The organism is Flavobacterium mesophilum (assembly GCF_039581405.1).
Classification (GTDB): Bacteria; Bacteroidota; Bacteroidia; order Flavobacteriales; family Flavobacteriaceae; genus Flavobacterium.
On sequence record NZ_JBCPXZ010000002.1, the window covers coordinates 38,134 to 64,306 of the forward strand.

The 26,173-nt window shown below is 34.9% G+C and carries 20 protein-coding genes; 9 read left to right on the top strand and 11 right to left on the bottom strand.

From position 1 onward, the window contains the following. Positions 1–16 precede the first annotated feature (16 nt). On the bottom strand, positions 17–1,252 hold the full coding sequence (locus tag AAYQ19_RS04850) for a PQQ-dependent sugar dehydrogenase (protein ID WP_343534472.1): 1,236 nt from the start codon (positions 1,250–1,252) through the stop codon (positions 17–19). A gap of 207 nt (positions 1,253–1,459) precedes the next feature. Between AAYQ19_RS04850 and AAYQ19_RS04855 the strand changes: the two genes are divergently transcribed. From AAYQ19_RS04855 to AAYQ19_RS04870, 4 genes are all read left to right on the top strand, one after another. Further along, positions 1,460–2,350 (top strand): dienelactone hydrolase family protein, encoded by an 891-nt coding sequence (locus AAYQ19_RS04855; protein ID WP_343534474.1) that lies wholly within the window; start codon positions 1,460–1,462, stop codon positions 2,348–2,350. Between the two features lie 242 nt (positions 2,351–2,592). Beyond that, positions 2,593–3,312, top strand: coding sequence for an AAA family ATPase (locus AAYQ19_RS04860; protein WP_343535899.1), 720 nt, complete (start codon positions 2,593–2,595; stop codon positions 3,310–3,312). 178 nt (positions 3,313–3,490) lie between these two features. Further along, the gene (locus tag AAYQ19_RS04865; protein WP_343534476.1) at positions 3,491–5,674 is read left to right on the top strand and encodes a tetratricopeptide repeat-containing sensor histidine kinase; all 2,184 of its coding nucleotides are present in this window, start codon (positions 3,491–3,493) and stop codon (positions 5,672–5,674) included. 30 nt (positions 5,675–5,704) lie between these two features. After that, positions 5,705–6,346 (top strand): response regulator, encoded by a 642-nt coding sequence (locus AAYQ19_RS04870; protein WP_343534478.1) that lies wholly within the window; start codon positions 5,705–5,707, stop codon positions 6,344–6,346. Between the two features lie 2 nt (positions 6,347–6,348). On the opposite strand, the gene AAYQ19_RS04875 is transcribed toward AAYQ19_RS04870, so the two are convergent. The 5 genes from AAYQ19_RS04875 to AAYQ19_RS04895 all read right to left on the bottom strand — a co-directional run bounded on the left by AAYQ19_RS04875 (position 6,349) and on the right by AAYQ19_RS04895 (position 15,697). Next, positions 6,349–7,266, bottom strand: a complete 918-nt coding sequence (locus AAYQ19_RS04875; protein ID WP_343534480.1) for a PorP/SprF family type IX secretion system membrane protein — start codon at positions 7,264–7,266, stop codon at positions 6,349–6,351. A 3-nt stretch (positions 7,267–7,269) separates the two neighbouring features. After that, on the bottom strand, positions 7,270–13,887 hold the full coding sequence (locus tag AAYQ19_RS04880; protein WP_343534482.1) for an HYR domain-containing protein: 6,618 nt from the start codon (positions 13,885–13,887) through the stop codon (positions 7,270–7,272). Positions 13,888–13,990: 103 nt separating this feature from the next. Further along, the gene (locus tag AAYQ19_RS04885) at positions 13,991–14,380 is read right to left on the bottom strand and encodes a helix-turn-helix transcriptional regulator (RefSeq protein WP_343534484.1); all 390 of its coding nucleotides are present in this window, start codon (positions 14,378–14,380) and stop codon (positions 13,991–13,993) included. A gap of 226 nt (positions 14,381–14,606) precedes the next feature. After that, positions 14,607–15,011: a hypothetical protein gene (locus AAYQ19_RS04890; protein WP_343534486.1), complete on the bottom strand. Its 405-nt coding sequence runs from the start codon at positions 15,009–15,011 to the stop codon at positions 14,607–14,609. Positions 15,012–15,217: 206 nt separating this feature from the next. Then, positions 15,218–15,697: a CinA family protein gene (locus AAYQ19_RS04895; protein WP_343534488.1), complete on the bottom strand. Its 480-nt coding sequence runs from the start codon at positions 15,695–15,697 to the stop codon at positions 15,218–15,220. Positions 15,698–15,886: 189 nt separating this feature from the next. On the opposite strand from AAYQ19_RS04895, the gene AAYQ19_RS04900 reads away from it, so the two are divergent. The 4 genes from AAYQ19_RS04900 to AAYQ19_RS04915 are packed head-to-tail and all read left to right on the top strand — an operon-like array spanning position 15,887 to position 17,270. Next, positions 15,887–16,048: a hypothetical protein gene (locus AAYQ19_RS04900; protein ID WP_343534490.1), complete on the top strand. Its 162-nt coding sequence runs from the start codon at positions 15,887–15,889 to the stop codon at positions 16,046–16,048. Positions 16,049–16,070: 22 nt separating this feature from the next. Next, entirely contained in the window at positions 16,071–16,550 is a 480-nt protein-coding gene (locus AAYQ19_RS04905; RefSeq protein ID WP_343534492.1) for a hypothetical protein, read from the top strand. Between the two features lie 15 nt (positions 16,551–16,565). Continuing rightward, positions 16,566–16,964, top strand: a complete 399-nt coding sequence (locus tag AAYQ19_RS04910; protein ID WP_343534494.1) for a hypothetical protein — start codon at positions 16,566–16,568, stop codon at positions 16,962–16,964. A 36-nt stretch (positions 16,965–17,000) separates the two neighbouring features. Beyond that, positions 17,001–17,270: a PrgI family protein gene (locus tag AAYQ19_RS04915; RefSeq protein WP_343534496.1), complete on the top strand. Its 270-nt coding sequence runs from the start codon at positions 17,001–17,003 to the stop codon at positions 17,268–17,270. A 142-nt stretch (positions 17,271–17,412) separates the two neighbouring features. Here AAYQ19_RS04915 and AAYQ19_RS04920 read toward each other — a convergent pair whose 3' ends face one another. From AAYQ19_RS04920 to AAYQ19_RS04930, 3 genes are all read right to left on the bottom strand, one after another. Beyond that, positions 17,413–17,787: a SpoIIAA family protein gene (locus tag AAYQ19_RS04920; protein WP_320567795.1), complete on the bottom strand. Its 375-nt coding sequence runs from the start codon at positions 17,785–17,787 to the stop codon at positions 17,413–17,415. 223 nt (positions 17,788–18,010) lie between these two features. Next, entirely contained in the window at positions 18,011–18,499 is a 489-nt protein-coding gene (locus AAYQ19_RS04925; protein ID WP_343534502.1) for a hypothetical protein, read from the bottom strand. A gap of 26 nt (positions 18,500–18,525) precedes the next feature. Continuing rightward, positions 18,526–19,176, bottom strand: a complete 651-nt coding sequence (locus AAYQ19_RS04930; protein ID WP_343534504.1) for a porin family protein — start codon at positions 19,174–19,176, stop codon at positions 18,526–18,528. A gap of 374 nt (positions 19,177–19,550) precedes the next feature. Between AAYQ19_RS04930 and AAYQ19_RS04935 the strand changes: the two genes are divergently transcribed. Then, complete coding sequence (locus tag AAYQ19_RS04935) at positions 19,551–20,870, top strand: ComEC/Rec2 family competence protein (protein ID WP_343534506.1); 1,320 nt, start codon at positions 19,551–19,553, stop codon at positions 20,868–20,870. A 227-nt stretch (positions 20,871–21,097) separates the two neighbouring features. Here AAYQ19_RS04935 and AAYQ19_RS04940 read toward each other — a convergent pair whose 3' ends face one another. Further along, complete coding sequence (locus AAYQ19_RS04940) at positions 21,098–22,867, bottom strand: RagB/SusD family nutrient uptake outer membrane protein (RefSeq protein WP_343534508.1); 1,770 nt, start codon at positions 22,865–22,867, stop codon at positions 21,098–21,100. Between the two features lie 6 nt (positions 22,868–22,873). Beyond that, a complete protein-coding gene (locus tag AAYQ19_RS04945) occupies positions 22,874–26,158 on the bottom strand; it encodes a SusC/RagA family TonB-linked outer membrane protein (protein ID WP_343534510.1) in 3,285 nt (1,094 codons plus the stop codon). Positions 26,159–26,173: the final 15 nt, after the last annotated feature.

Sequence of the window (26,173 nt, forward strand, 5' to 3'; positions counted from 1 at the left end):
GACAGCTTTTAATTTTTTATTTTTTATCAATTTTATAAAGTCGGCCTTGATCGGTTATGGCATAAAGCGCGCCGTCACTGCCTTGCGTAATATCTCTGAATCGTTGATTTTCGGAAGCCAAAAGCCTTTCCTCACCTACTACCTTGTTATTTTCAAAAGCAAGTCTTACAATATGCATGCCGCTTAGAGCGCCAATAAAAAGATTGTTTTCCCATTCTGGAACTCGAGTTCCGGTGTAAAAAGTCATACCACTTGGCGACACCACAGGATCCCAATAATAAACTGGTTGCTCTAAACCGTTTTGCTGCTGAATTCCAGCTCCTACTTTTTCACCGCTGTATTCTATTCCGTATGTAATGGTTGGCCAACCAAAATTAGCTCCTGCTTTCAAGCGGTTTATTTCATCACCGCCACGAGGACCAAATTCACTTTCCCAGATTTCCCCTGTTACAGGATGAATTGCCAATCCTTGCGGGTTTCTATGACCAATACTATATAGCTCTGGCAATGCACCAGTTCCAGTAAAAACAGGATTTCCTGAAGCTGGTTGTCCGTCTTTTGTTATTCTGATTATTTTTCCAAGACCAGATGCGACAGATTGTGCTAAAGGTCTCGTTTCTAAAACGGAACGTTCTCCTGTACTAAAAACAAGATTTCCTGTTTTATCAAAAAGAATTCTTCCTCCATAGTGAAGATCACTTGGATTTGCCGGTTTTGCACGATAAATTACGGTTGCTCCTTCAATAGTTTTTTCATCTGTTGCAAGTTTTCCTTTGGCTACAGCCGTATTATTTCCGCCAGTTGTAGCTTCTGAATAAACCCAATAAATCATTTTATTTGATGCAAAATCTGGATCAAGACACAAACCTAGTAAGCCGCCTTGACCAGCAGGATTTACAGCTGGAAGTCCCGTAATTGGACTGCTAACTACACCAGCAGTTGTAACAATTCTCATTTTTCCCGCTTTTTCAGTAATTAAAAGTCGGCCGTCTGGAAGCATTTTTACACCCCACGGATTTGCAAGCGAACTGGTTATAACAACGCTTTGATAGCTTGTGTTGGTTTTTATTCCGTTAATTCGGGTTTGGCCTTCAAATGCAGGTTTATAAGCACTGTTTGGCGCATTTGTTTCTACAGGATCAGTTACTGTGCCAGGATCTGCAGGACTGTCTTTATCATTGGAACAACTGTTACAGCTTAAAGAAAGAGAAAATACTGAGAAAAGTGCTAACAAGCAGGTTATCTTTTTCATCTTATTGATTATTTAAAATTAAAAAATAGTTTTGGGTAATGCTATCCAAAATTCTTAAATAAGAATCAGATTTCATTTACATAATTTCAGTCATAAATTATAGAATTACCTTTTATAACGCTGAAAATGTGCTTTCTATTTTAAGAATTAAAAATCTACTTAAAAGTAATCAATTAATTCTTTAAATTAGTTTTAAAATTAAAAGCTATGACCAAACTAACCAAAGAAGACATAAGCCAAGAAGTATTTGACTTATACGATGATTATGCTCACAATAAAATTGACCGTAGAGTATTTATTGAGAAATTATCCATTTTTGCGGTTGGAACATTGACACTCCCTTCGCTTTTAAGCTTTATGACACCAAATTATGTCGATAGCATCTTGGTTCAACCAACTGATCCAAGGCTAAAAACCGGTTATATCAATTACGATTCTCCAAAAGGTGGTGGCAGCATTAAAGGACTTTTATCACAACCGGCAGAAACCAAAAAGAAACTGCCAGGCATTATTGTCGTTCATGAAAATCGCGGACTTAATCCTTATATTGAAGATGTTGCACGAAGAGCTGCACTTGAAGGTTTCATAACTCTTGCGCCAGATGCATTATCGCCATTAGGCGGTTATCCGGGCAATGATGATGCAGGACGAGAATTGCAAAAGAAACGTACGCGTGAAGAAATGCTGGAAGATTTCATTGCCGCTTTTGAATATTTAAAATCACATAAAGATTGTAATGGTCATGTAGGCGTTGTCGGATTTTGTTTTGGTGGATGGATTGCCAATATGATGGCGGTAAAATTGCCAGATTTGAAAGCCGCAGTCCCGTATTATGGCGGACAACCAACTGCCGAAGAAGCTGAAAAAGTTAGAACACCATTATTATTGCATTACGCAGGTCTTGATACACGCGTAAACGAAGGATGGCCAGCATTTGAAGCAATTCTCAATAAAAACAAAGTCGAAAATACAGCTTATTTTTATGCTGGAGTCAATCATGGATTTCATAACAATACAACGCCAAGATATGACGAAGCTGCAGCAACTTTATCATGGACAAGAACTATTGATTTTTTTAAATTGAAACTAAAAAAATAGCAACATAATAATTCGTTATGTGCTTTTTAAACACATAGGTATATAGTTTTTTAAAGATTAAAAAAGGCGTTTCACTAATTAAAAATGCACATAGTCTGACTATGTGTTGAAACTAGTTTCTTTTACTTACTTTTCCATTCATTTTTGATGCATTGTGACTATGTTTCTATGTGTTAAAGTGCATATTTTGGAACAAAAATATTGCAGAATAAACTGTATTTTTGCACCAAATAAAAATGAAGATGAATCTCTACGAACTTACTGTAAACGATACCGAAAAGATTGCTATTCAAGACTTGTTTTTTAGTGACGAAAACAAGGCCGTTTTAGAGCAAACCATTAAGGAACATTTATATATAGAGGAATTAAAAAAATACAAACTGCAAGTTGATAATAAGATTTTGCTTCACGGTCATTCTGGATGTGGCAAAACAACAACTGCAAAAGCAATTGCTACAGCCCTAAATAAAGAAATTATTATCGTCAATTTGAGCACGATTATTAATGCTAAGATTGGCGAAACTTCTAAAAATGTCAAAGCATTATTTGATAAGGCAATTCGTGAAAATGCAGTTTTATTTTTAGATGAATTTGACCAAATTGCCAAAAGCCGTGAAAACGACGATAAAGATGTTGCCGAAATGAAACGTCTTGTCAATACAATTATTCAGTTAATCGACTATTTTCCAACAAATTGTTTATTGATTTGTGCCACCAATTTTTACAATAGTATTGATACTGCTTTATTGCGAAGATTTCAAATAAAATTAAAATTTGAAATGCCAACCCAAAAGCAATTAGATTTGTATTATGACAAAATACTAAACATCTTCCCTATTCATTTTCAAGATATTCCAAGAAAATATGAGGTTTCGTATGCCGAAGCGAAAGATTATGTAAACACCACCATGAAAGGATTAATCATCGCCGAATTGGAAGTTTCAAAAAAACAGATAGTGTAGCTATTTTGATTCGGCAATTTATATCACAATTTAACCCAAAAAATTGAATTAAAATTAAGACATTTTAATCCTTTTGTAGTACTTTTATCGCTAATTAGAATTTTACATTTTCTTATAAATCCCAAATTTACAAGACTTTAACCTTGCTCTATTCTTTATTAGGGTTCAAATTAAAATTATGGTGGTTTCTTTTAAAAGGCTTCATATCTGGATGTTCTTGTTCATTTCTTTTTCTGCGCTGGCTCAGCTTGAAAATAGAAAGAAAACATTTGTACATAAAAATGTCGTTGTAAGCCAAGAAGAAAAAGTCATCAAAGATTTGTATGCCTTATACAATAAAGGCGACGAAAAAAAAGCCTATCTCAAAGCACATTCTTTATTAGAATCACCTTCAAGCAATCGTTCAATGGCATCTGCGAACTTGCTTTTAGCTTATTATTTCAACAAAAGAGCACTTGTCGATTCTTCACTTTATTATACCCGACAAGCTTTAAAATTTAATACAATTGTTAATGATTCGCTTAAAAACAGACTTTTCAGTTTGGGCTACAATTTAATGGCAATCAATTATAAAAAGCGTGGGTTGCTCGAAGAAAGCAAAAAATGGCATATTAAAGGTATTGAAGTTTCTCAAAAATACAACGAGAAAAATCTTTACTACACCCACACACACGGATTAGCAAAAACCTACAGCGATTTGGGCGAATACAAAAAAGCCCTTGAATTGTTTAAAAAGTGTTTGGAATACAAAGAAGACGAAGAAATCATTCTGGGAAGCTACATCAACATTGGTGATATTTATTCAGAATTGAAAGAATACGACAATGCTAACTCGTATTACAAAAAAGGCCAAATCCTTTGCGAAAAAACCAATAACAATCAAGGTCGAGCAGTTATTTTGCTGAGTTTAGGAGCCAATTATCAATTGCAAAACAAACCAAATGAGGCCTTAAAAATGTACAAAGATGCTGTCGCAATCGCTGATAAAAGCGAATTGAATCAGCTTGCCGTAATTGGTCGAGGAAATATTGCGGATATTTATATTGATCAGAAGAAATACACTGAGGCCAAACTTATTTTTTCGGAAGGAATTCAGAAAGCAGTTCAATTAGGATTATTACAGGATCAAGTTCATTTTTATGAAGAACTCCGAAAAATTGCTATCGCACAGGACGATTATAAAAGTGGTTACAATAATTTGGAAAAATCAAATCAGTTAAAAGATTCTATTAATAAACTTCAGAAAATCAAAGAGATTAATGAACTGGAGGTCAAATACCATACTTCTGAAAAAGAAAAAGCAATAAAACAGCTTGAATTTGAAAACCAAACCAAAAAACTAACTTTGGCTAATCAGGCGGAAGCTATAAAAAACATGAGTCTTAGGGAAGAAATCACTAAGAAAATCAATGAAAACACTATTTTATTTTTTCAGAATTCGGCTGATAAAAAACGTAACGAAATTTCGCTCTTGAAAAAAGATCAGCAGTTAAAATCGCTTGAAATTTCGCAACAAAAGAAAAACAGAGCTTTTACAATTTTAGCTTTTCTGATTATTTTAATTCCGATCGTAGCGCTTTCATTTCTATATCGAAACCGTTTAAAAAACCAACGTTTGCTGAATGCCAAACAAATCGAAATCAGCACGCAACGAATTAACGGAATTTTGAAAGAGCAAGAATTGAAACTCATAAAAGCTTCAATAAGCGGTCAAGACAAAGAGCGTGAACGAATTTCTCAGGAACTTCATGACAGCATTGGCGGTAATCTTGCAGCAATAAAATTGCAACTTAATAATTTGAATCAGTCCAATTTAAAAAATATCAAAAACCTCAGCGCGCAACTTGATGAAACGTATCAACAAGTGCGCAATTTGGCGCATAATCTGATTCCGAAGAAATTCAGCAATCATAAATTTTGTGAGGTTTTAGAATCGTATTTGACGAATATCAGTGAAGCAAGCAAAATCAAAATCGCATTTACAACTTATCCAAAATCGGCTATAAATGCTTTAGACGAAACAATTCAAATTGAAACTTTCAAAATTGTTCAGGAACTTTTGACTAATACTATAAAACATGCAAAAGCTTCAAATGTTGAATTACAGCTCAACCTCATCGAGCAATCTTTAAATATTTTATTTGAGGATAATGGTGTTGGTTTTAATACCGAAAAGTATTCTCAAGGCATTGGTTTTATTAATTTAGAAGCGAGAATTGAAAAACTAAATGGAAGTTTTGCTTTGGATTCAAAATTGAAAAGAGGAACAATTGCTAATATTGAAATTCCGATTTTGGATCATTCCAATGTGAAGAAAAATCCAGTTCAAGGAATTCAAATAAAAAATCAGCTGATCAACTAAAAAGCTGTTACAACCAAAATACCACTTAAAATGAAAAAAATCAACCTGCTTATTGCCGATGACCATACGATGTTTTTACAGGGAATTGTTTCTTTATTGGAGCAAGAATCTGAAATAAATATTGTTGGGAAAGCTGTAAACGGAATTGAAGCTTTGGAAAAAATAAAAACTGAAAATCCTGATTTAGTCATTCTCGATGTCAGCATGCCAGAAATGGACGGAATTGAGTTGAGCAAAATTTTGAAAAAAGATTTTCCCGAAGTAAAGATATTAGTAGTCAGCACGCACAGCAATGTCAAAATTATTTCAAGATTGATCCGAATTGGTGTCAATGGTTATTTATTGAAAAATGCTGAAAAATCAGAATTGTTAAAAGCGATTCAAACCATTGCTTCTGGCGAAAATTATTTTTCAGAAGAAACAACAGAAAAACATTTGGCCAATCACTTAAAAATTGAAAAGCAAGTTTCCGTTTTAACCGAACTAAGTTCGCGTGAAAAAGAGATTTTGGTTTTGATTGCTCATGAATACAATACAGCAGAAATCGCTGAAAAAACTTTTATCAGCTTGAATACCGTAAATACGCACCGTCGAAATTTATTGTCAAAATTGAATGCAAAAAATACCGCAGGCCTTGTAAAATACGCTGTCGAAAACGGTTTGGTCGATTAAATTTACTCAAAACCATCACCAAATCTGTAATTTAAAACCAACCCAAAAGTATCTGGAATTACTACATTTTCAAAAGACTTGTTGTATGTGCAAATGATTCTGAATTTTTGATTGACATGAAAACCTGCCAAAAGATTTAAGGTATTGGATGTTCGATAACCAGTTCCGAATTCCAGTTTGTTTTTATAATTTACCAAAATATTAAAATCGGCTTGGAAAGGCGCGCCTTCAACATATTTCAATAAAAAACTGGGATTTATTAATATTTCTTCAAATCGATCGGTAAAAAATCGGTAGCCGAAATAACTATAATACGCATTCTGTAAGTTGGTGTTGTTTTTTGAATTGAAAGTACTGCTCAACACATTTGGCGCTGAAATTCCGAAGTAAATCGCATCTTTATTATACAAAAAACCAAGTCCTAGTGTTGGTGTAACGCTATGTACATTTTCCTGAAACTCGGGATCATTTTCTAAACCCAACTGTGTTAGATTTTCATTGTAAATCATTGCTCCGCCTGTAAGTCCGAATGAAATGACATTGGGATCGTATGCCCACCATTTTCCATATTTATAATCCGAATCGAATTTGATTTTATATGAATACGACGTAAAAATAGTAGTCGTATTGGTAACTCCAATTTGGTCGTTTGAAATTCCTGCCGCTAAACCAATTTTTTCATTCCAAGAAAGTGTATTTACAGAAAGATCAAAATTCTTCGGGCTTCCGTCAACAGAATTGAAATAACCATTTGTTGTCATTACGATATCAGTATCTGGATAATAGCCCGCGTGCGCAGGATTGATTAAAACCGCATTATAATTATAACTTGAAAAAACAGGAGTTTGTTGGCCATAAGCGCCATCTATGAATATTATAATGATGAATAAGGCAATGAATATATTTAATTTATTTTTCATGAATTAACGTTTTAAAACTAGGTATCCCTTGGTTTTCTTAAAATGATTAGGCTGATTGACACGGATTTCAAAGAAGTAAGTCCCTTCAGGAAGTTCGTTGGCTCCGAGTTTTCGGCTTCTGTTTGCAATTCCAGTAAAGACATTTGTGGAGTTGTTGTAGTTATCCATTTGAAACACTAAATCTCCCCAACGGCTGTAAATCAAAACCTGATTTTGCGGATATTGTGTGATATCATCAATTTCCCAGAAATCATTTATTCCATCATTATTTGGCGAAAAGCCATATTTTGTTTCGTCTTTATCCAAAGGTTTTACTGCAATTGTCACCTCATCTGTAGCTTCACAGCCCTGTGCATTTTTAAAGGTTACGGTGTAAGTCGTAGTTTCAGAAGCGAAAAACGACGGATTTGCAATTTTGCTATTATTTAGTCCTTTTGACGGCGACCAAGAATAAGAACCTGTTTCTAATGCCATCGCGTCCAGCGTTACCAATTGACCTTCGGTTATTTCTTGATCTTCTCCTGCGTCAACAAGTACAGGATTAGATTGAATTTTGAAAGAGCATTTTTTCACATTATTACTTTTGTCAACAGCTTTTATTTCTACTGTCATTCCTTCTGTGAAAGCACTTCCTGCAATAGGCGTTTGCGTCACTTGCGGATTAGAATCGAAATTATCTGTAACCGTAATCATCTTTATGAAATCAGGAATCATTTTCGTATTGCAAGACACCAATTGATCTAAAAGACAAGTAAAAACTGGCGCTTCATTATCTTGAACAACATTAATGATAAAATAACAGTTTTTAGAATTTCCACTATTATCAGATGTTGACATGACAACGCTCATTCCGTTTGTGATTGGAGTTCCCGGATTTGGAGTTTGTGTAACGGTCAAACCTGAATCACAATTATCTGTCACAGTAATCATTGATCGATAATCTGGTAAAAGTGTTCCAAAATTTAGGTTTTGGTTTCCAATACAAGTTATTACCGGCGCAATACCATCTGCGGAAGCATTTACAATAAAACTACAATCAGAATAATTTCCTGAAATATCAGTCGCAGTTAATTTTACCGTCATTCCTGATGTAAAAACACTTCCCGCAGCTGGACTTTGCGTAATTATTGGCGAGGCATCGCAATTGTCACTTGCTGTAACTAAAGGCGTATAATCTGAAATTACACTACCACATGACAATTCTTGATTGCCGATACACGTAATTACTGGCTTCGTCACATCTGCGGAAGCGTTAACTATAAAACTGCAATCGGAGTAATTTCCTGAAGCGTCTGTTGCTCTGATTGTTATCGACATTCCATCAACAAACGCGGTTCCTGCAATTGGATTTTGAACTAAAACTGGTGAAGCATCACAATTGTCTGTCACCGAAATTAGATTTCTATAATCTGGAATTGTAGCGTTGCAAGCCAAAGTCTGGTTTCCTATGCAAGTAATTACGGGTTTTGTAACATCTGCGGAAGCGTTAACTATAAAACTGCAATCAGCGTAATTTCCTGAGGCGTCTGTTGCTGTGATTGTTATGGTCATTCCATCAACAAAAGCAGTTCCTGCAACGGGATTTTGAACTAAAACTGGCGAAGCATCGCAATTGTCTGTAACCGAAATTAAATTTCTGTAATCTGGAATTGTAGCGTTGCAAGCCAATGTTTGATTTCCTATGCAAGTGATAACCGGTTTTGTAATATCCGCGGAAGCGTTAATTATAAAACTACAATCAGCGTAATTTCCTGAGGTATCAGTTGCAGTTATTGTTATGGTCATTCCATCAACAAAAGCAGTTCCTGCAACGGGATTTTGAACTAAAACTGGCGAAGCATCGCAATTGTCTGTAACCGAAATTAAATTTCTGTAATCTGGAATTGTAGCGTTGCAAGCCAATGTTTGATTTCCTATGCAAGTGATAACCGGTTTTGTAATATCCGCGGAAGCGTTAACTATAAAACTACAATCAGCGTAATTTCCTGAGGCATCTGTTGCTGTAATTTTTATCGTCATTCCATCAACAAAAGCAGTTCCTGCAATTGGATTTTGAACTAAAACTGGCGAAGCATCGCAATTGTCTGTAACCGAAATTAAATTTCTGTAATCTGGAATTGTAGCGTTGCAAGCCAAAGTCTGGTTTCCAATACAAGTAATTACCGGTTTTGTGACATCCGCGGAAGCGTTAATTATAAAACTGCAATCAGCGTAATTTCCTGAGGCATCTGTTGCTGTAATTTTTATCGTCATTCCATCAACAAAAGCAGTTCCTGCAATTGGATTTTGAACTAAAACTGGCGAAGCATCGCAATTGTCTGTAACCGAAATTAAATTTCTGTAATCTGGAATTGTAGCGTTGCAAGCCAAAGTCTGGTTTCCAATACAAGTAATTACCGGTTTTGTGACATCCGCGGAAGCGTTAATTATAAAACTGCAATCGGAATAATTTCCAGAAACATCTGTTGCAGTAATTGTAACTGTCATTCCTGACGTAAAAGCAGATCCTGACGGTGGATTTTGTGTATAGATAATTGTCCCTGCGCAATTATCTGTAGCCGATACAAAACTTCTGTAATCTGGTAAAAGGCTTCCGCAAGCTAAAGTTTTATTTCCTGTACAACTAATTACAGGTTTTGTGATATCTGGCGTTGCGTTATGAATAATGAAATCACAATAGGACGAGTTTCCAGATTCATCTGTATATTTAATATGAATCGGCATTCCGTCATAAAAAGGTGTTCCGTCCGCTGGCGTCATTTCATAATGAACCGTTTCACTGCAATTATCAGCGAGATTCATCATTGGATCAATTGCATAATTTGGCGTTACATCCCCGCAATTCAATGTTACATTTGTCGGACAAGTAAAAGTTGGCGGTTCTGTATCTGCTCCTGAAGCAGTAAGTGTAATACTGCAGTGGCTTTCGTTTCCGGCATCATCTTTTGCCGTAAAATCGATTTGCATTCCGTCAAAAAAAGTTGAGCCTGCTCCCGGAAATTGCGTCACATCGATACTTGTATCTGTATCATCTGAAACAATAAGTTGATTCAAATAATTAGGAACCAAAGCCCCACAAGCCAATTGCTGATCTCCCGGACAAGTTATAGTTGGAGGCGTAATGTCGCTACCCGCTGAAATCGTAAAAGTGCAAATTTGAAAATTAGTTTTGGCATCGGTTGCTTTTAATGTTATCGTTTGTATCCCTCCTGTATAAATCGTTCCTGGAAGCGGAGTTTGCGCAATTACGGGGTTTGGATCACAATTATCGGTTACGTTTATAGTTGTTTTGTAATCTGGAATTGGATCGCCAATAGCTAATGTTTGGTTTGTTGGACAATTTGTAATTACGGGTTTTTCAAGATCTTCAATTTTCTTTCCGAAAAGCACATACGCAAAACCCGGCAAGTTATTTGGCACTATGTTATATCGAGGAAGCGAAGTTCCAACAATGACATCATCTATTCCGTCATGATTCACATCTCCAACATAATTCATATCATCAGGATATGAATATGGCACATACATCCTGATATAATCTTTCGTTGTAAAAGTATTTACGTCAACAGTTGCGGTCCAAGTACTTTTTCCATAATAAATAGCAACACTGTTGGTTGATCGCACTAAATAATCATCGAAACCATCATTATTGAAATCACCTCCACCAGAAAACACATCACTGGAACTCGAATTAAGGAGTTTAAAACCATTTGTTCCGTTAAGATTTTTTAAATCGATTAATGCTGGAAAAGAATTTTTGCCAAACAATATATAATCCCCATCGATCGCCATATCGTTTAGTCCGTCGCCATTAATATCACCCGCTTTTTTCATGCCGATGTATTCACTCAATGGCGCAATCGAATTTTCAATTGCAAATCCATTTATGCCATTTAAAGTCGTTGTTTTCAAGATTGGAGGGAAATTTGACGAACGTCCAAAAACTACAAACTTTTTCATCTCTGGAGAATCAACGCCAGTTCCCACACCTATGTCTTGAATTCCATCGCCATTTACATCACCCAAACCAGAAATTACTCTCCCGATTTTTCCTTGAGTTGCATCACCTTGTATTATAAAACCATTAGTCCCATCAATTTGATTGGTTCGCAATATTGGTGGAAAAGCTGAGTGTGAACCATAAACTACAAATACATTTCCAGTTGTTGTCCCGTAACCGTTTTCAATTGCGGCAAAATCATCAATTCTATCGCCATTGATATCGCCAACTGCAGTGGCATCAATTCCAACTGCTGCATAATTGGTTGTACCAATTAATGCAAAACCGTTAGTTCCATTTAAAGAAGACAATAAAAATTCTGCTGGAAATCCTGATGATTTCCCAAATATTACATAAACATGCCCATTTTCATTTCCATACGAAGTGTGTCTATAGGGATCCGTAATCAAAAAATCGCCAATACCGTCGCCGTTAATATCGCCTGCCGCACCAACATCATAACCTGTTACAGGAAAATTCGCTTGTGGCAAATCATTTGTGATTTTAAAACCATTTGTTCCATTCAGCAAAGCCAAATCAATATTAGGAGGAAAACCAGAAGTTTTTCCATAAACAATATATGCTGCGCCATTTATTGTTCGGTATATATTGTTGTATGTGCCACTTCCTGCTTGATATTCACCGGGAGATCCTACAATAAAATCAGTTATTCCGTCTCCATTTACATCACCAGCCGTATTTACACTAGCGCCTGCAAGACTTGAAGATTTTTCTCCATAAATCGAAAATCCTAATGTACCATTTAAATCTGCTGCATTTAAGTAAGCAGTTTTGCAATCCAATACGGGAGTATTGGTTTTAAGCTTTACTAAAAAAGTGCATGAATTAGTATTTCCTGATTCGTCTTTAACCGTAATGGTTACATTGGTATTTGCTGTAAACAATGTTCCTTCGGGAGGATTTTGAGTAAATACCAAATCATTTACATCTGTACAATTATCTGAAATAGTTCCTAAAAAATGAATGTAATTTGGCAATGTCGCATTTGCGTACAATTCCATGCCTGTCGGGCAATTTATTACTGGTAGGACTGCATCAGTTCGATCTGATTTTTCGCCATAAAAAACATAAGCGTTTCCTTTGATGTTGTAAACCGCGCTCATCCCAATTGAACCTACTACAAAATCGTTCGTTCCATCGGCATTGAAGTCGCCAAGACCGCTAGCATCTGCCCCAAAAATATACATCGAAAAGTAGCTCTCGTCATTAAAAACCTGATAACCTTTTGTTCCGATAATTTCATTATCGCCAATAATGCCTGCCGCGGTTGTTCCCCCAAAAACAACATATACGGCACCATTATTCGCTCTTCCGCCTTTTTTAGCGGTTATTATAATATCATTTTTTCCGTCATGATTTACATCTCTAACCGAATTTACTCGATATCCAAAATTCTCGTACGCCACTTTTCCTTGAAAAATTACCGCTGTACTTGCATTTAAGGTGCTGTTCGAAAAAGTAGCTGGAAAAGCACTATTTCTTCCAAAAAGCACAAAAGCCTCGCCGGCTTGCGAAATTCCATTCACGGTTTTTCCGTATCCGCTAATCAAAACATCATCAATGCCATCGGAATTAAAATCTTTGACACCTGCAACCGATATTCCTAAATAATTATAATCTCCCGTTCCCGTAATCACAAAACCTTCAGCAGCACTCATTGTATCTAAACTATACAAAGCTGCATAAGGCGCACTTTTACCAAACCAGACTACTGCCCTACCATTATTCGAAAAACCGCCATCACTAAAACCAGCAAGTCCAAAAATCAAATCATCGATTCCATCATTATTAACATCCCCAGCATTTCGCCCAATAGCAGTCGGGCCCAAAAAAGAAATATGGTAACCTGCAATGATAAATCCATCCGCGCCATTTAAACTATTTGTGTTTAGATTTGTAAGTCCTGTTTTTCCAAAAACTATAACATAATGAACGTAAAATCCTCCATCAATCGTTAAAAGCACATCACTGATTCCGTCATGATTTAAATCGCCTGCTCTACTTACATCTACAATATCTGTATAGGTCGAAGAATCTACATTAAAGGCCGCGCTATTGGAAGTATTTAAATCCGTTCGATTATAAAGTGGCAAAAATGGAGCTGAAGATCCATAGAAAACAAATGCTGTTGCTTGTGTTCCAAATTCGCTTCCAATTATAATATCATCGATTCCGTCATTATTCAAATCGCCAGCATCGCTGATAACGGCACCTAGTCGTTCATTTGCAGCAACACCTCTTATTACAAATCCGTTTGTTCCATTAAGCGTTGTCAAATCAAAAGTGCTGATTGAAAGTCCTGCTTTTCCAAAAATGACATAAACTTCCCCAACATTTATATTCCCACCAAAATCGACATTTGGAGCTCCAATCATCAAATCGTCAATTCCATCATTATTGATGTCGCCGGCACTTTTTACACTTTTGCCTAGATCATCAGCTCCGGCTTTTCCTTCTACAGAAAAACCATTGAATCCGTTTAAATCAGATTTGGGAATTTGAGGACAGCCGTTTTGTCCATAAGAAGCCAAAATTCCTAAAAAGAAAATTATGCCTAAAAACATGCGAGTTTTATTGAAAACAATGGTGTGATTTTTCATTCTCCTATTATATGTTTTACCTCTTTTCATAAAGGGCAAAACTATAATTCGGATCAATTTTACACATCACTATAAATAATGATTTTTGCTTTCGATGATGATCTTAAAGCGGGCCGTATTTTTCTTTGTAACGCTCTAATTCGGCTTCTGTTTTTTCAAGTAATTTTTCCAATAGTTTTATTTTGTCTTCATAAAGAATTTTTAATGTTGCTGAATTTTCCTCAGTATTAATTAAGATGCTTCCGTTGTTGTTTCCGATTACTTTATTAAAGTTGTTGAAATACCGTTCGCTGTCGAAGCTCAAAATATCTTCTACACTGACTTCTAAAATACGGGCAATCTCGACTAATTTCACATAAGATAAAACAGTTTTACCTTTTTCAATTTTACTATAACCTGCCTGAGTCACGCCAAGTTGTTCCGCCATATATTCCTGAGTGTAATTTTTTAATTCTCGAATGCTTTTAATTTTATTTTTAATTGAAGTGGCCATATTTTTGATTTGGAACGGCTTAACTGATATAGCCCAACACCTTGATAGTATTGCAGTCAAGCCTGAATTTAAAAGGCTTCTAAGCTACTTTATTCGTAGGTTAATAAAGCAGCTTTCCTGTTATTTTTTCTTAGTAGTTATAATAAATCCATAAACGACAGCAATAACGATAAAAGCCAAGTCGAAATGGAGAATTCCGGTAACTCTCATTTATATATTTTAAAAGTTATGCTGTCTTCTTTATAGTCTGGGCAAATTGAATACTAGAAAAAATGTCAATTTGCTTGCCTACAATTGGTCTATCTTTACTTTTAATTTTCACCGTGATTTCTTTTTGATAACAATCCCGAACTAGAACATAGTAATCAAACTCTGCAGTATCATGAAATCTTAAAATAGTAAGGATTGCAAAAACCATTAAGGAGGGAATAATGTAGTAAAGATCTGGAATCTTTGTAAAAAGCATGCAGTAATAAGCAACGGCTGTAACAAGACCAAACAAAACGTTTATAAAAAGATGATTTTTCTTTTTACGAACTAAACCGAGCTCTATTATTTCTTCGAAAGCATAATACCAACTGTTTTTGCCATAGCAAAAATGTACTTGATTTGGAGTAAAGGTAATGAACATAGGATTTGAGGTAATAAATTTAGGAATGGTTCAAAAAGCTTTAAATAGTCGCTTTTTAACTCTCTCTGGCAATATTACGCATTAACTTCTTTTTTTTCTTACAATACTTCTACTACAATATAACTACAAGTTATAATTCAGAACAAAAATGTAAAACATTACTTATAAATCATTTTGTACCAGTACAATAACTCATACTTTTTGAATTAGCTTGTTATTTCTTTTAAAATGATTTCTGAAACGGCATCTATGGCCTGATTAATAATCACTTCCGCTTCTCCTTGAAAATAAACTTGCGTCGCAATTTCTTTATTTGGAAAAACAATATGCAAAAATATGGTACCAACAGGCTTTTCTTCGCTTTCGCTTCCTCCTGGAGTTGTAAGCCCGGTCAAGGCCACGCAGATATCGGAATTGATATACCGAGAAAAACGCTGCGCCATCATTTTTGTAACCTCAGCCGATTCTGCACTGTATTTTTCAATTGTTCCCCACGGAATCTGCAATAAATCTTCTTTCATTGAACTATGATAACAAACCATTCCACCAATTAATATTCGGCCCGAATTAAAAACAGTCGAAAATTCATAACACATTTTGCCAGCTGAGGCGCTTTCGACAAACGTAATAGTCAGATTTTTTTCAATTAAGGCTTTGCAGCATTTAGTCACTTTAGAGGAAGCCATAGAAATTTTATTTTTCAGATTATGCAATTCAAAAGTAAAATCTTTCACCGCACAAAAAATTACACGATTTATCGTAATTCTTATATTATAAGCAACTGATAATTATGCAGCTATAAGCAAGATTCGTATAAAGCAATCCCGTAATTGCTTGGTAAATTTGTAAAATGCAAACTTTAAAAAGCAGAAATCATGAAAACGACAACCCCAAATAAGGAAGATGCAAAAGCAAAAAAAGGACTTGCAAGTTCAAAAAATGAAGCCGATTTGAAATCTGTAAAAAAACAGACTGTAAAAAATGAAGCAAAACCTTCAGCAAAAGACATGAAGGATTCCTTTCCGACAAAAAAATAATACAAATCTAAAAAACTACGTTATGGAAAAGTATCACAACCCCGCTTACAATCAGCACGATCCTGATTTTATCGAACAAAATATTATTGTGAATGGCTCTTTTAATGAAGATGATTTTAAACAAGATTTAAAAGAACATGACAATCGCGAATTTGGCGAAAGTGATCCTGATTATATTGATCAAAACACTTTAGTTGATAATGATAATTATGCGCGAGATGAAGATCCATACCAATATCAAGCAGAATTTATTGAAGATTTGAATCATCCTGCGACAGATTTTGAAAAGAACACTAATGTCAGATCTGAAAATATTCCGAATCAAGAACGAATTGTAAATGAAGATGATGCTATTACAAATGATGATCGAAAAAATGATTTCGATGAAGATTATGATCCCGATTTAGACATGGAAAAAGATAACGACCTAGATGACGATGATACAAAGGACATGGATGATTTTGAAGCCGAACATTTTCCCGAAAATCATCCGAGAGAATAACCAATCAATTCGAATATGGATTTGACCACCCAAATTATCTGGCTTTTTGTATTAGCTGTTCCAATTGCTTGTATCAGCTGGACGGTAACGCATGAAGAAATCTTTAAAGAACCACGAGAATGGTGTGTCAGACATTCAAAAAATGACAAGACGATTTGGTCAAGAAAAGCATTTTATCTTTTTACTTGCGAATATTGCTTCAGTCACTATGTCACAATTGCATTTTTAGTGCTTTGCGATTATAAACTTTTGTTAAATGACTGGCGAGGCTATATTTTGGCAGGATTCTCGCTGGTTTTTATGGCAAATGCTTATATGAGCCTCTTTGCTTTGCTAAGGCAAGCGATAAAAAAAGAAAAAGTAGAAATAGAAAAAATTGAAAACGAAACAGACAGCGAAAAGCTGTCAAATTAATACAAATAAAGTTTAACGAAGTAAATTATTATAATCATGGAAAATTTGAATTTTATAGATCCTTTATTACACGGAATAACGCCTGCTTCAGCTTCAAAATTATCAGTAAAAAATTTAGTTTGCGCTGGAATCGGAGCACTTTTAGTTGGTGCTGTATTGAAAAAAACAGGTCATAATAAATCGGCTGCAGTGGTTGGAAGTTTGGCACTGCCTCTTTTAAGTTCAGCATGCTACAAACAAATCTCAAAATCATACAAAGCAAAAAAAGAACATACTCATAGCAGTGGAATTGAATATAATCATTAAGATTTAGTTTCAGGTTTCAGGTTTCCTAACTGTACTAACAAAAAAAAAGCAAATTCATAGAATTTGCTTTTTTTTTATGCTCCTCGCTGAAGAACTTGAAACTTGAAACTTGAAACTTGAAACTTGAAACTTGAAACAAAAATTAAGAAAGATTAATATTTCCTTCTACCCAATTCAAAGCTTTGTTGAAATTTTCTTTTTTGAATCCGTGGAACTCACCTGGAACCACAAAACTGAATCCGTTTGTAAACGAAATAATATCTTCTGAATCCGAAATAATCGCGGCTCTATTCCATTTCCCTAAGTGTTTTAAACCAAGTAATGCATCTTGAAGCCAAGCTCCTGCAGTGAAGTTTTCAATATCAGTATCCAGAACCAATAAAAAATTAATCTCATTGGTTTGTTTCACTAGATGTTCAACTGCTGGCACAACAACGCTTAAAAAATCATCTTTTGTTACTTCTGCCAATGCTCTAAAGGCAACAATATTATCTGTAGTGTCAATTTGATGTATCATGATAGTATTAATTTTGAATGTTAATTAATGTCGAGATTATACCCAATAAAATGCATGCATAAAACTCCAATCAAAAATACTTCTTGAACCGTAATTAAGTATTATAACATCTCTTTGGAATTTTATAAAATAACGATGTTATATTGCTTTGAATCTGCATTTTAAAAATAGTCATTGTTTAAAAAACAAAAAAGCGATAATGAAATATTATCGCTTTTTCTGTTTATCCTTTAGCAAGTTTTGTTTTATCTATTTCATCAATAAAAGGAATCTGATCTTGAATTGCTGCTCTTATTGTCACTTGAAGATATTGTTCTATTTGAACAAATTTTGCTGCGTTAAGTCCGCCAACTGCTTTTTTTAGCTTACTATATGTTTTAGCTAGCAGTTTGTCATAATCACCAACGTTTTTCAAACTTGCTTCTGTCAGTTGTGCCGCTTTAGCATCATCAAGCGTAGCATAGTTATTTCCATAATCATTTATGATTTGAACTTTTTGTTGTCCCAAAGCTTTTCGGGAAACTTCATATTCATCATAAATCTTTTGAAATGCAGAAGCTTGCGGTTCAGACAAATTCATATATTGTCTTACCAAATCAGCTTTAGATTTTCCATAAATAGATTGTACAACCTCAACATCTTCTTTTAAAGACGATTGTGCAAATGATTGAACAGAAATCAATATAATTGCGAATAAAAATATTCTTTTCATGAGTTAAAATTTAAAATTGAGGTTTCTTATTTTTTGAAATCATAGCTTAGAACAGCTCCTAAACCAAATTGGAATGTTGAAGCATAATCAGTAACTGCCACTGGTCCCCAGTAGTAATCCCAATAGTAGTCATATCCAACTGCAGCCGACATTGATTGCAAATAAGCATTAATATTAACTGAGAAAGCTGAATCAGTTTTAACTTTTACACCCGCTTTGATTTCCCATGCAAAATAAGTTCCGCTTCCACTTTTTGGTGATTCAAGAATGGCAACCCCTAAACCTCCACCAAGATATGGCAAAGCCTTTTGAGAGCTTGATCCGAAATAATACGTATAATCTCCTAAGATGTAATTAATAGCTCCTTTATCATCACCAGCGTTAACTTGACCTCCCGCAGGAATACCCGCTGCTGGTAATGCTACTCTTGTGTATAAAGGCATACGAGTATCTAGTCTGTTATATTTTAACTCTACAGAAGCGTTATCCATTACAAAATACTCAAAACCTACACCATATTCAAAACCGTCTTCAACTTTTGCGTATGAAGAATCAAATTCTACTTTGTCTGAAAAGGTATAACCTCCATATAAATTAAGCAAAAATGAACCATTCCCTTGTGCCGACATTGTCAGCGAAAATAAAAAAACAACGAATAATAAATGATACTTTTTCATGACTTTGATTTTTTTAATTAGTTTGTTAATTCGGTTTCTTCTAATGTTTTTTTGCAAGCAAAATTGAACTTGTCAGTTGTGCGTCAGAAAGTCTGTTTACCTGTTTATCAAAACATAGAATTATTACTTTTTTGATTGAGTTCAAAATTATCCAAATTGATGACCCGTACCTGTTAATTAAGAGCTCATAATGGTTTCAAATTATAATTTGAAACCAATAAAATAGCCAAAACTCAAAAAAAGCCATCTCTTTTTTCTTAACAAAAAATATTCATTTTATTGATTTTCATATATTTACATTAATTTTTCTTAAAAAATTTAGTAAGCTATTATTTAATAAAGTAAAATGTGTAAAAATCTAATTCAAAATTATTATGGCAGACATTTACAAAGTAATTATCAGTCTTTATGCTGATGTTTACAAAAATATTGGGGCTGATGGAAAGCCAAAAGGAAAGAATAACACAATCCTAATGGGATCATTTGTCAAACTTTTACCGGAGGAAAATAATAATTGGCAAAAAATCCTAGCTTTTGGAAAAGAAGGCTGGATTGATAAAACCTCTTTAGGTTTTTCGCCAGCATTAAAGTGTTTTTATGTAGATGTTGGTCAAGGCGACGGAGCACTGCTCGAAGTTGGCAATGACGAAAACGGACTCAAAATAATTATTGACGGAGGACCAAATGATAATTTAAGCAATTATTTAAGCAAATGGCAATACAAATATTATTTTGACAAAAACATAAAAGTACATCTTGATTATATTTTTATAAGTCATTTTGATAAAGATCATTATCAAGGTTTAATTGACATTATTAATGACGATCATTACACCATCGGAACAATTTATCACAACGGAATTGCAAAGTTCAACAATAAAAAAACGAACTTTCCAAAACAGGAATACAATACCGAATTAGGAAAAAAATCGAAACACAATGGCGAATATTATCTTGAAACTACATTCAATACTTTAGCTGAATTTAATACTTTAAAAGAAAAAGGCGGTATGCTGGATTTACAGGAAAAATTTCTGAATGCAGTAAATACTGCCACAAGTCAAGGTCGTCTTGGTGACTTCGTACGTTTGGATCATACTAACGGCATAATTTCCTCGAAATCTATAAACAACAAAGATTTCAAAATTGAAATTTTAGGACCTGTCACTTCCAAAATCGACAACAAGGTAGTCTACAAATATTTTGATGATGAAGCCCACACTATAAATGGCCACAGTATTGTGCTGAAAATAACCTACGGAAATCGTTCTTTTTTATATGGCGGCGATTTGAACATTCCAGCCGAAGATCATTTACTGGAACATTATAATACGTCAAATCCGTTTGAGGTTGATGTGGCAAAATCCTGTCATCATGGAGCATCAGAATTTACAACTGCTTTTATGGCAAAAGTTAATCCGTATGCTACTGTAATATCGTCCGGAGATAATGAAAGCTATTCACACCCTCGTGCAGATGCCATTGGCTGTGCCGGAAAATACACCAAATCAAAAAGGCCGTTAGTTTTTTCTACCGAATTGGCCCGCTCATATTCAGAAGGAAGTACAAGAGTCAAATACGGAATGATCAATATGCGTTGCGACGGCGACAATATTATTATGGCACAAATGAAAGAAGCTGTAAGCAGTGGAAGTGTTTGGGATTTATACGAACAAAGTTTTTTTAATGAATGATTTTGTTTTAGGTTTTAGGTTTCAAGTTTCAGGTTTAACCGCAAAGTACGCAAAGGTTTCGCAAAGCACGCAAAAAATATAAAACTTTACGTTCCATAAAGTCAACTTGAAACCTGAAACTTGAAACTTGAAACTTTTTAAACTTCAAACAAAAAAAAGAAGCCTGTCTTTTCCAAGACAGGCTTTCTAATAAAAAATAAATAAAAATAAACTAACTAAACACAACTTTAGTTATAACCTTGATTCTGTGTAAATTGTTTTGTAACGTCAATTGTTGATTGCGGAATTGGGAATACTCTTCTAAAAGGTTGTGAAGCTGCTTTAGCTGTTCCTGGCAAATCAAATTTTCCAAAACGAATCATTTGTGGTCTTCTGTATAACTCCCAATACAATTCAAAACCAATTTCATTATATAATTGCGTTGCATCAAGTGAAGTAAGCGCTTTTCCTGCTACACCTCCAAATAAAGCTTCTCTCTTTCTGCTTGTACGCAATTTGTTTAAATCGTCCATTGCCAAACCTACGCTTCCTTTTCTGAAGTAAGCCTCAGCCCTCATGGTGTAAATTCCACCTAAACGGAATAATGGAATATCAACATTACTGTTTCCGTTTCCTCCTTCTGGATCAAATTCATATTTAAACACACGTGCTCCTTGATTGATTTCGTTTTGAGCAAAAACAGCTTGAGCAGGGTTTTTGAAAGTCAATGATGGTGTAAAATCCATTCTTGTTGTAGTACTTTTTTCCATGTATAATGGAGAAACTTTGATACGTCCGTTGATCATTTCTAAAGAACCTGATGACAATAATATTGGTCCGTATTGTGGTCCGTATTCAATTCCTCTATTAAAGTGGAACCAAGGTAAATTAGCACTTTTCGGAACAATATCAGTTGCTGGAACACTTACATCAGTTCCGTCATTTTTAAACCAAGTTCCATCAGCATATTGGTATTTTTGTTGAAATCTTGGATCATCATGATTTCCGTCCCAAGTTGCGAAAAATTCTGGAGTTGTACACGCTGCGTTAGTTCCTCTGTTTGCTGCAGAAGTTCTTTGGTTACGTTCCATACACACATATGCAAAACTGTTTGAACCATTTCTGATGTAATCAATCTTTTGAGAAATCGCAAAAATCAATTCTTTTCCATTCTCATTATCTCTTGCAAAGTTTTTGAAATAATCACTTTCTAAAGAATATTTCCCAGAATTGATTAGTAATGAAGTGTAGTAAATTACACGATCCATATCGGTTCCACCACCTGAAACTGCTCCTTCGCTGAAATTAAAGTTTGAAGTCGCGTTAAAACGATCTTTAAACACAGCACGGTTCAAATACATTGTTGCTAAAAACCCATAAGCCGCTTCTTTTGTAAAACGTCCGTGGTGCGTTTGTTGCTCGCCCATGCTTGCTAAATCTGGAATCAAAGCTTCAACATCTGTAATCAATTTATCGATTTGAGTATCAGCTTTTAAAATTTGCAAAGGTGCATTAGGATTCATTGGATCTCTAAAAGGCGCTTGTCCGTACAAATCCAAAGTAGTGTACAAGTAATACGCTAAAAGTCCTTTGGCTTCTGCCAAAAATAATTTCTTCTCCGGAATTGAGCTTTCTTCAACCGATTGAATTGCAGTCAACGAACGTGTGATTCCGTTAGTCAATTTGTTCCAGTTGTCACCAACAATCGCGTTATCCGATTTCCATGTAAATTCATGCATGTCTCTCCATTTTCCTCCATCTCCCCAGTCACTTCCACGCGTTGGCAAAATCGCTTCGTCTGTTGTATATTCTTGCAATGAGAAAACACCACCATGATCTACAAAAGTTCCGTCTCCTAATCTATCATAAGCAGCTGCAAGAGCGCCTGCCGGATTTGAAGCATTATCTCCCAAAACTTCGTCCAAAACTACTTCGTCAAGATTTGTACAGCTGGCAAACAACCAGATAAACGAGAACAATGCAATTGATTTGATACTAAAAAATGTATTTGTCTTCATAATAAATTATAGTTTTAAAGTTGCTCCAAAACTGAACGTTCTAGAAGTTGGATAAGCCGCATAATCAATACCAATTGATTGGTTTCCACCGTTTGATTTCGGGCTGTTGATTAACGGATCAAAACCTGTGTAATTTGTTATTGTAACTAAGTTCTGTCCTGTAATGTAAAGTGTCAAACCATTTATCCAATTGATTCCTTTTAAATCAAAATTGTAACCAATACGAGCTGTATTCAATCGGATGAAATCAGATTTTTCTAAGAAAAGTGTCGATAAAATTGGAGAGTTTGTTGGATTTGCACCAGATTCATAATAATTTGTAGCTACGTTACGATCAGAAGCTAAGTTGTTTATGTTTAAAGCATTCAATCCTGTGTTGTTCAATAAATAACCACCTGTTTGACCAATGATTGAGAAAGAGAACGTAAAGTTTTTGTATCTCATATCACTGTTAAAACCGTAATAGAATGTTGGCAATGCACCTTCAATAATAATTCTGTCGCTGTTGTCGATTTTACCGTCTCCGTTTTGATCTTTGAAAATATTTGCTCCATTTGCATCAAAACCAATGTGTTGCAATAAGTAGAAAGAACCCGCCGCGTAACCGCTTTTGTAAATATTAGCATTTACACCAGATTGTCCTGGTCCTGAAATTGTTCCAGTCAAAATTTCTGAAACTGGCAAATCTTGAATTTTGTTATTCAAAGTCGCACCGTTCATATCGATATTCCAAGAAAAATCTTTTTTGTCAATGATTTTTGAACCTAACATAAATTCAAAACCTTTGTTGATGATTTTTCCGTCGATATTTGTCCAAATTGTCGTTGTTGGGCTTAATGCTTGTGATGGCACGTTCAAGATCGCATCTGTAGTCGTTTTGTTGAAATAATCAAAAGTTCCGTACAATTTGTCATTCCATAAATTGAAATCCAAACCTAAATTATATTGCGTAACAACTTCCCATTTCAAATCAGGATTTGGTGTTCTGTTTACTGAAACTCCATTTACCAAATTCAAATCGCTGTATAAATAATATCCGTCAGCTCCTGAAAGCGAATAACTTGCTTGCGTAATTTTGTTTTCAACTTCTTGATTTCCTGTTTCTCCCCAGCTTGCTCTTAATTTCAAGTTGTTAACCGCTGTAACATCTTCTAAGAATTTTTCTTTAGAAATATTCCATCCCAAAGCAAATGACGGAAAGTAACCATACTTGTTGTTTTCTCCAAAACGAGTCGAACCGTCAGCTCTCATTGAAGCCGTCAAAAGATATCTGTTATTGAACGTATAATTTAATCTTCCAAAATAAGACTGAAGCTCATTTTCTTGCGCATATCCAGAAACTCCAGATTGTGTTCCCGTAAAACCAGGATTTATAGATGGAGGCACGCCAACACCTTGATTTGCTATTCCATCAACACTGAAAGCTGTTCCTGATCTTTCAAATTTTTGGTATGAAAATCCACCTAAAGCTTCGATTTTGTGTTTATCCAAATTCAAATTGTAAGTCAAATAATGCTCGATCAAAGAGTTTCTTGAATCTAAATTATTTTGAACATATTTCCCTTTCGGATTCAAATCAGTTAAGTTTGGAAAAATAGTCGTATTTCTTTCTGATGCCGAACGGTCGAAACCAATGTTTAACTTATATTCTAATCCGTCAACGATTCTTAACGATGCTTCTAAATTTCCTAAAACTCTCAATGTACGTGTTACGTCATCATAAATGCTTAACAAATAAGCTGGATTATAATGCGCGTTCATGTTGAAGTTCGTGTAATTTCCTTTCGAATCAAAAACTGATCTTGTTGGGTTTGCCATCAAAGTATGCACGATCAATTGTCCATTAGAACCTCCGTCATCACTTGTTGGAACACCATTATCTTTAGTCTCACTTGCTGTAAGATTCATTTTTACTTTCAAACGTTTGTTGTCCAAAAACGATTCTGCCGCATTAATTCTTCCTGACATACGTTTGAAATTACTTTTATTGATAATTCCCTCTTGGTTCATTTGTGCAATCGAAGCGTAGTAATTTCCAGACTCCGTTTGTTTTGAGAATGCCAATGAATTATTTGTTGTAATAGCAGTTCTAAAAATTACATCTTGCCAATCTGTATTTCCTCCGTGATCAAACGCTGGATCTTTGATTGCTTTTCTATATTGATCTGCATCTAAAACATCAAGTTTGTGTGCAACATTAGAAATTCCTGTGTAAGAGTCAAAAGTCAAAGTTCCTTCGCCTTTTGATCCTTTTTTAGTCGTAACCAAAACAACTCCGTTTGATCCTCTTGCACCATAAATTGCTGCTGCCGAAGCATCTTTTAAAACTGTAATCGATTCGATATCACTTGTATTCAAAAAGTTCAATGGATTTTTAGCCGATGAATTTCCGAAACCAACATTACTTCCAGACGGACTCACATCATCATTTGACAAAGGCACACCGTCAACAACGAATAAAGGCGTACTTCCGCTTCTAATAGATCCAACACCTCTAATCGTAACATTTACTCCCGCTCCTGGCTCACCGCTTGTATTCACTACTCGAACTCCGGCAACTTTTCCTTGCATTAAATTATCTACAGAAATGTTTACACCTTGTTTGAAACTTGCTGCTTCAAGTTGTGTAACTGCACCTGTTACATCTTTTTTAGACTGTTTTCCGTAACCTACAACCAAAACTTCGCTTAACTCAGAAGTATTTGGTTCTAACTGAATGGTCATGAAAGTTTTTTGTACAGCAACTACTTTAGTTTTGTAACCTAAATATGAAACCTCAATTGTTTTTCCATCGCCCACCGTAATTTCAAATTCACCATCAAAATTAGAAACAGCGCTGTTTGACGAACTTGTTTCCATAATCGTTGCACCTGGAATTGGCACATTGTTTTCATCAACTACTTTTCCTTTTACTTTAACTCTGTCTGCCGCTTTTGTAGTTGTAGCTTTTGGCGCCGCAGTTTTCTGAATCAAAACTAATTTTCCGTTGATATTATAATTGAAATTTGCTTTTTTTGAAAGATCATTCAAAATTGCAGAAACAGTTTCGCCAGCAAAATTTACTGTATAAGTCGTGTTATCAGCAATTACAGCTTGTCCGTAGCTGAATTTGTAATCGGTTTGTTGGCTCAATTTTGAAAATATAGAAACAAGAGTTGCTTTTTCTATTTTATTTTCTAAATTTGATTTTTTTACTAAAACTGTTTTACTATAACCTGTCTGCAAGGCTAGTAAAGCTAGAACTAAAAAGAAAAGACTCTTTAGATTTAAATAAGAAGTTTTAAAATACATGATTTAAGTTATTGG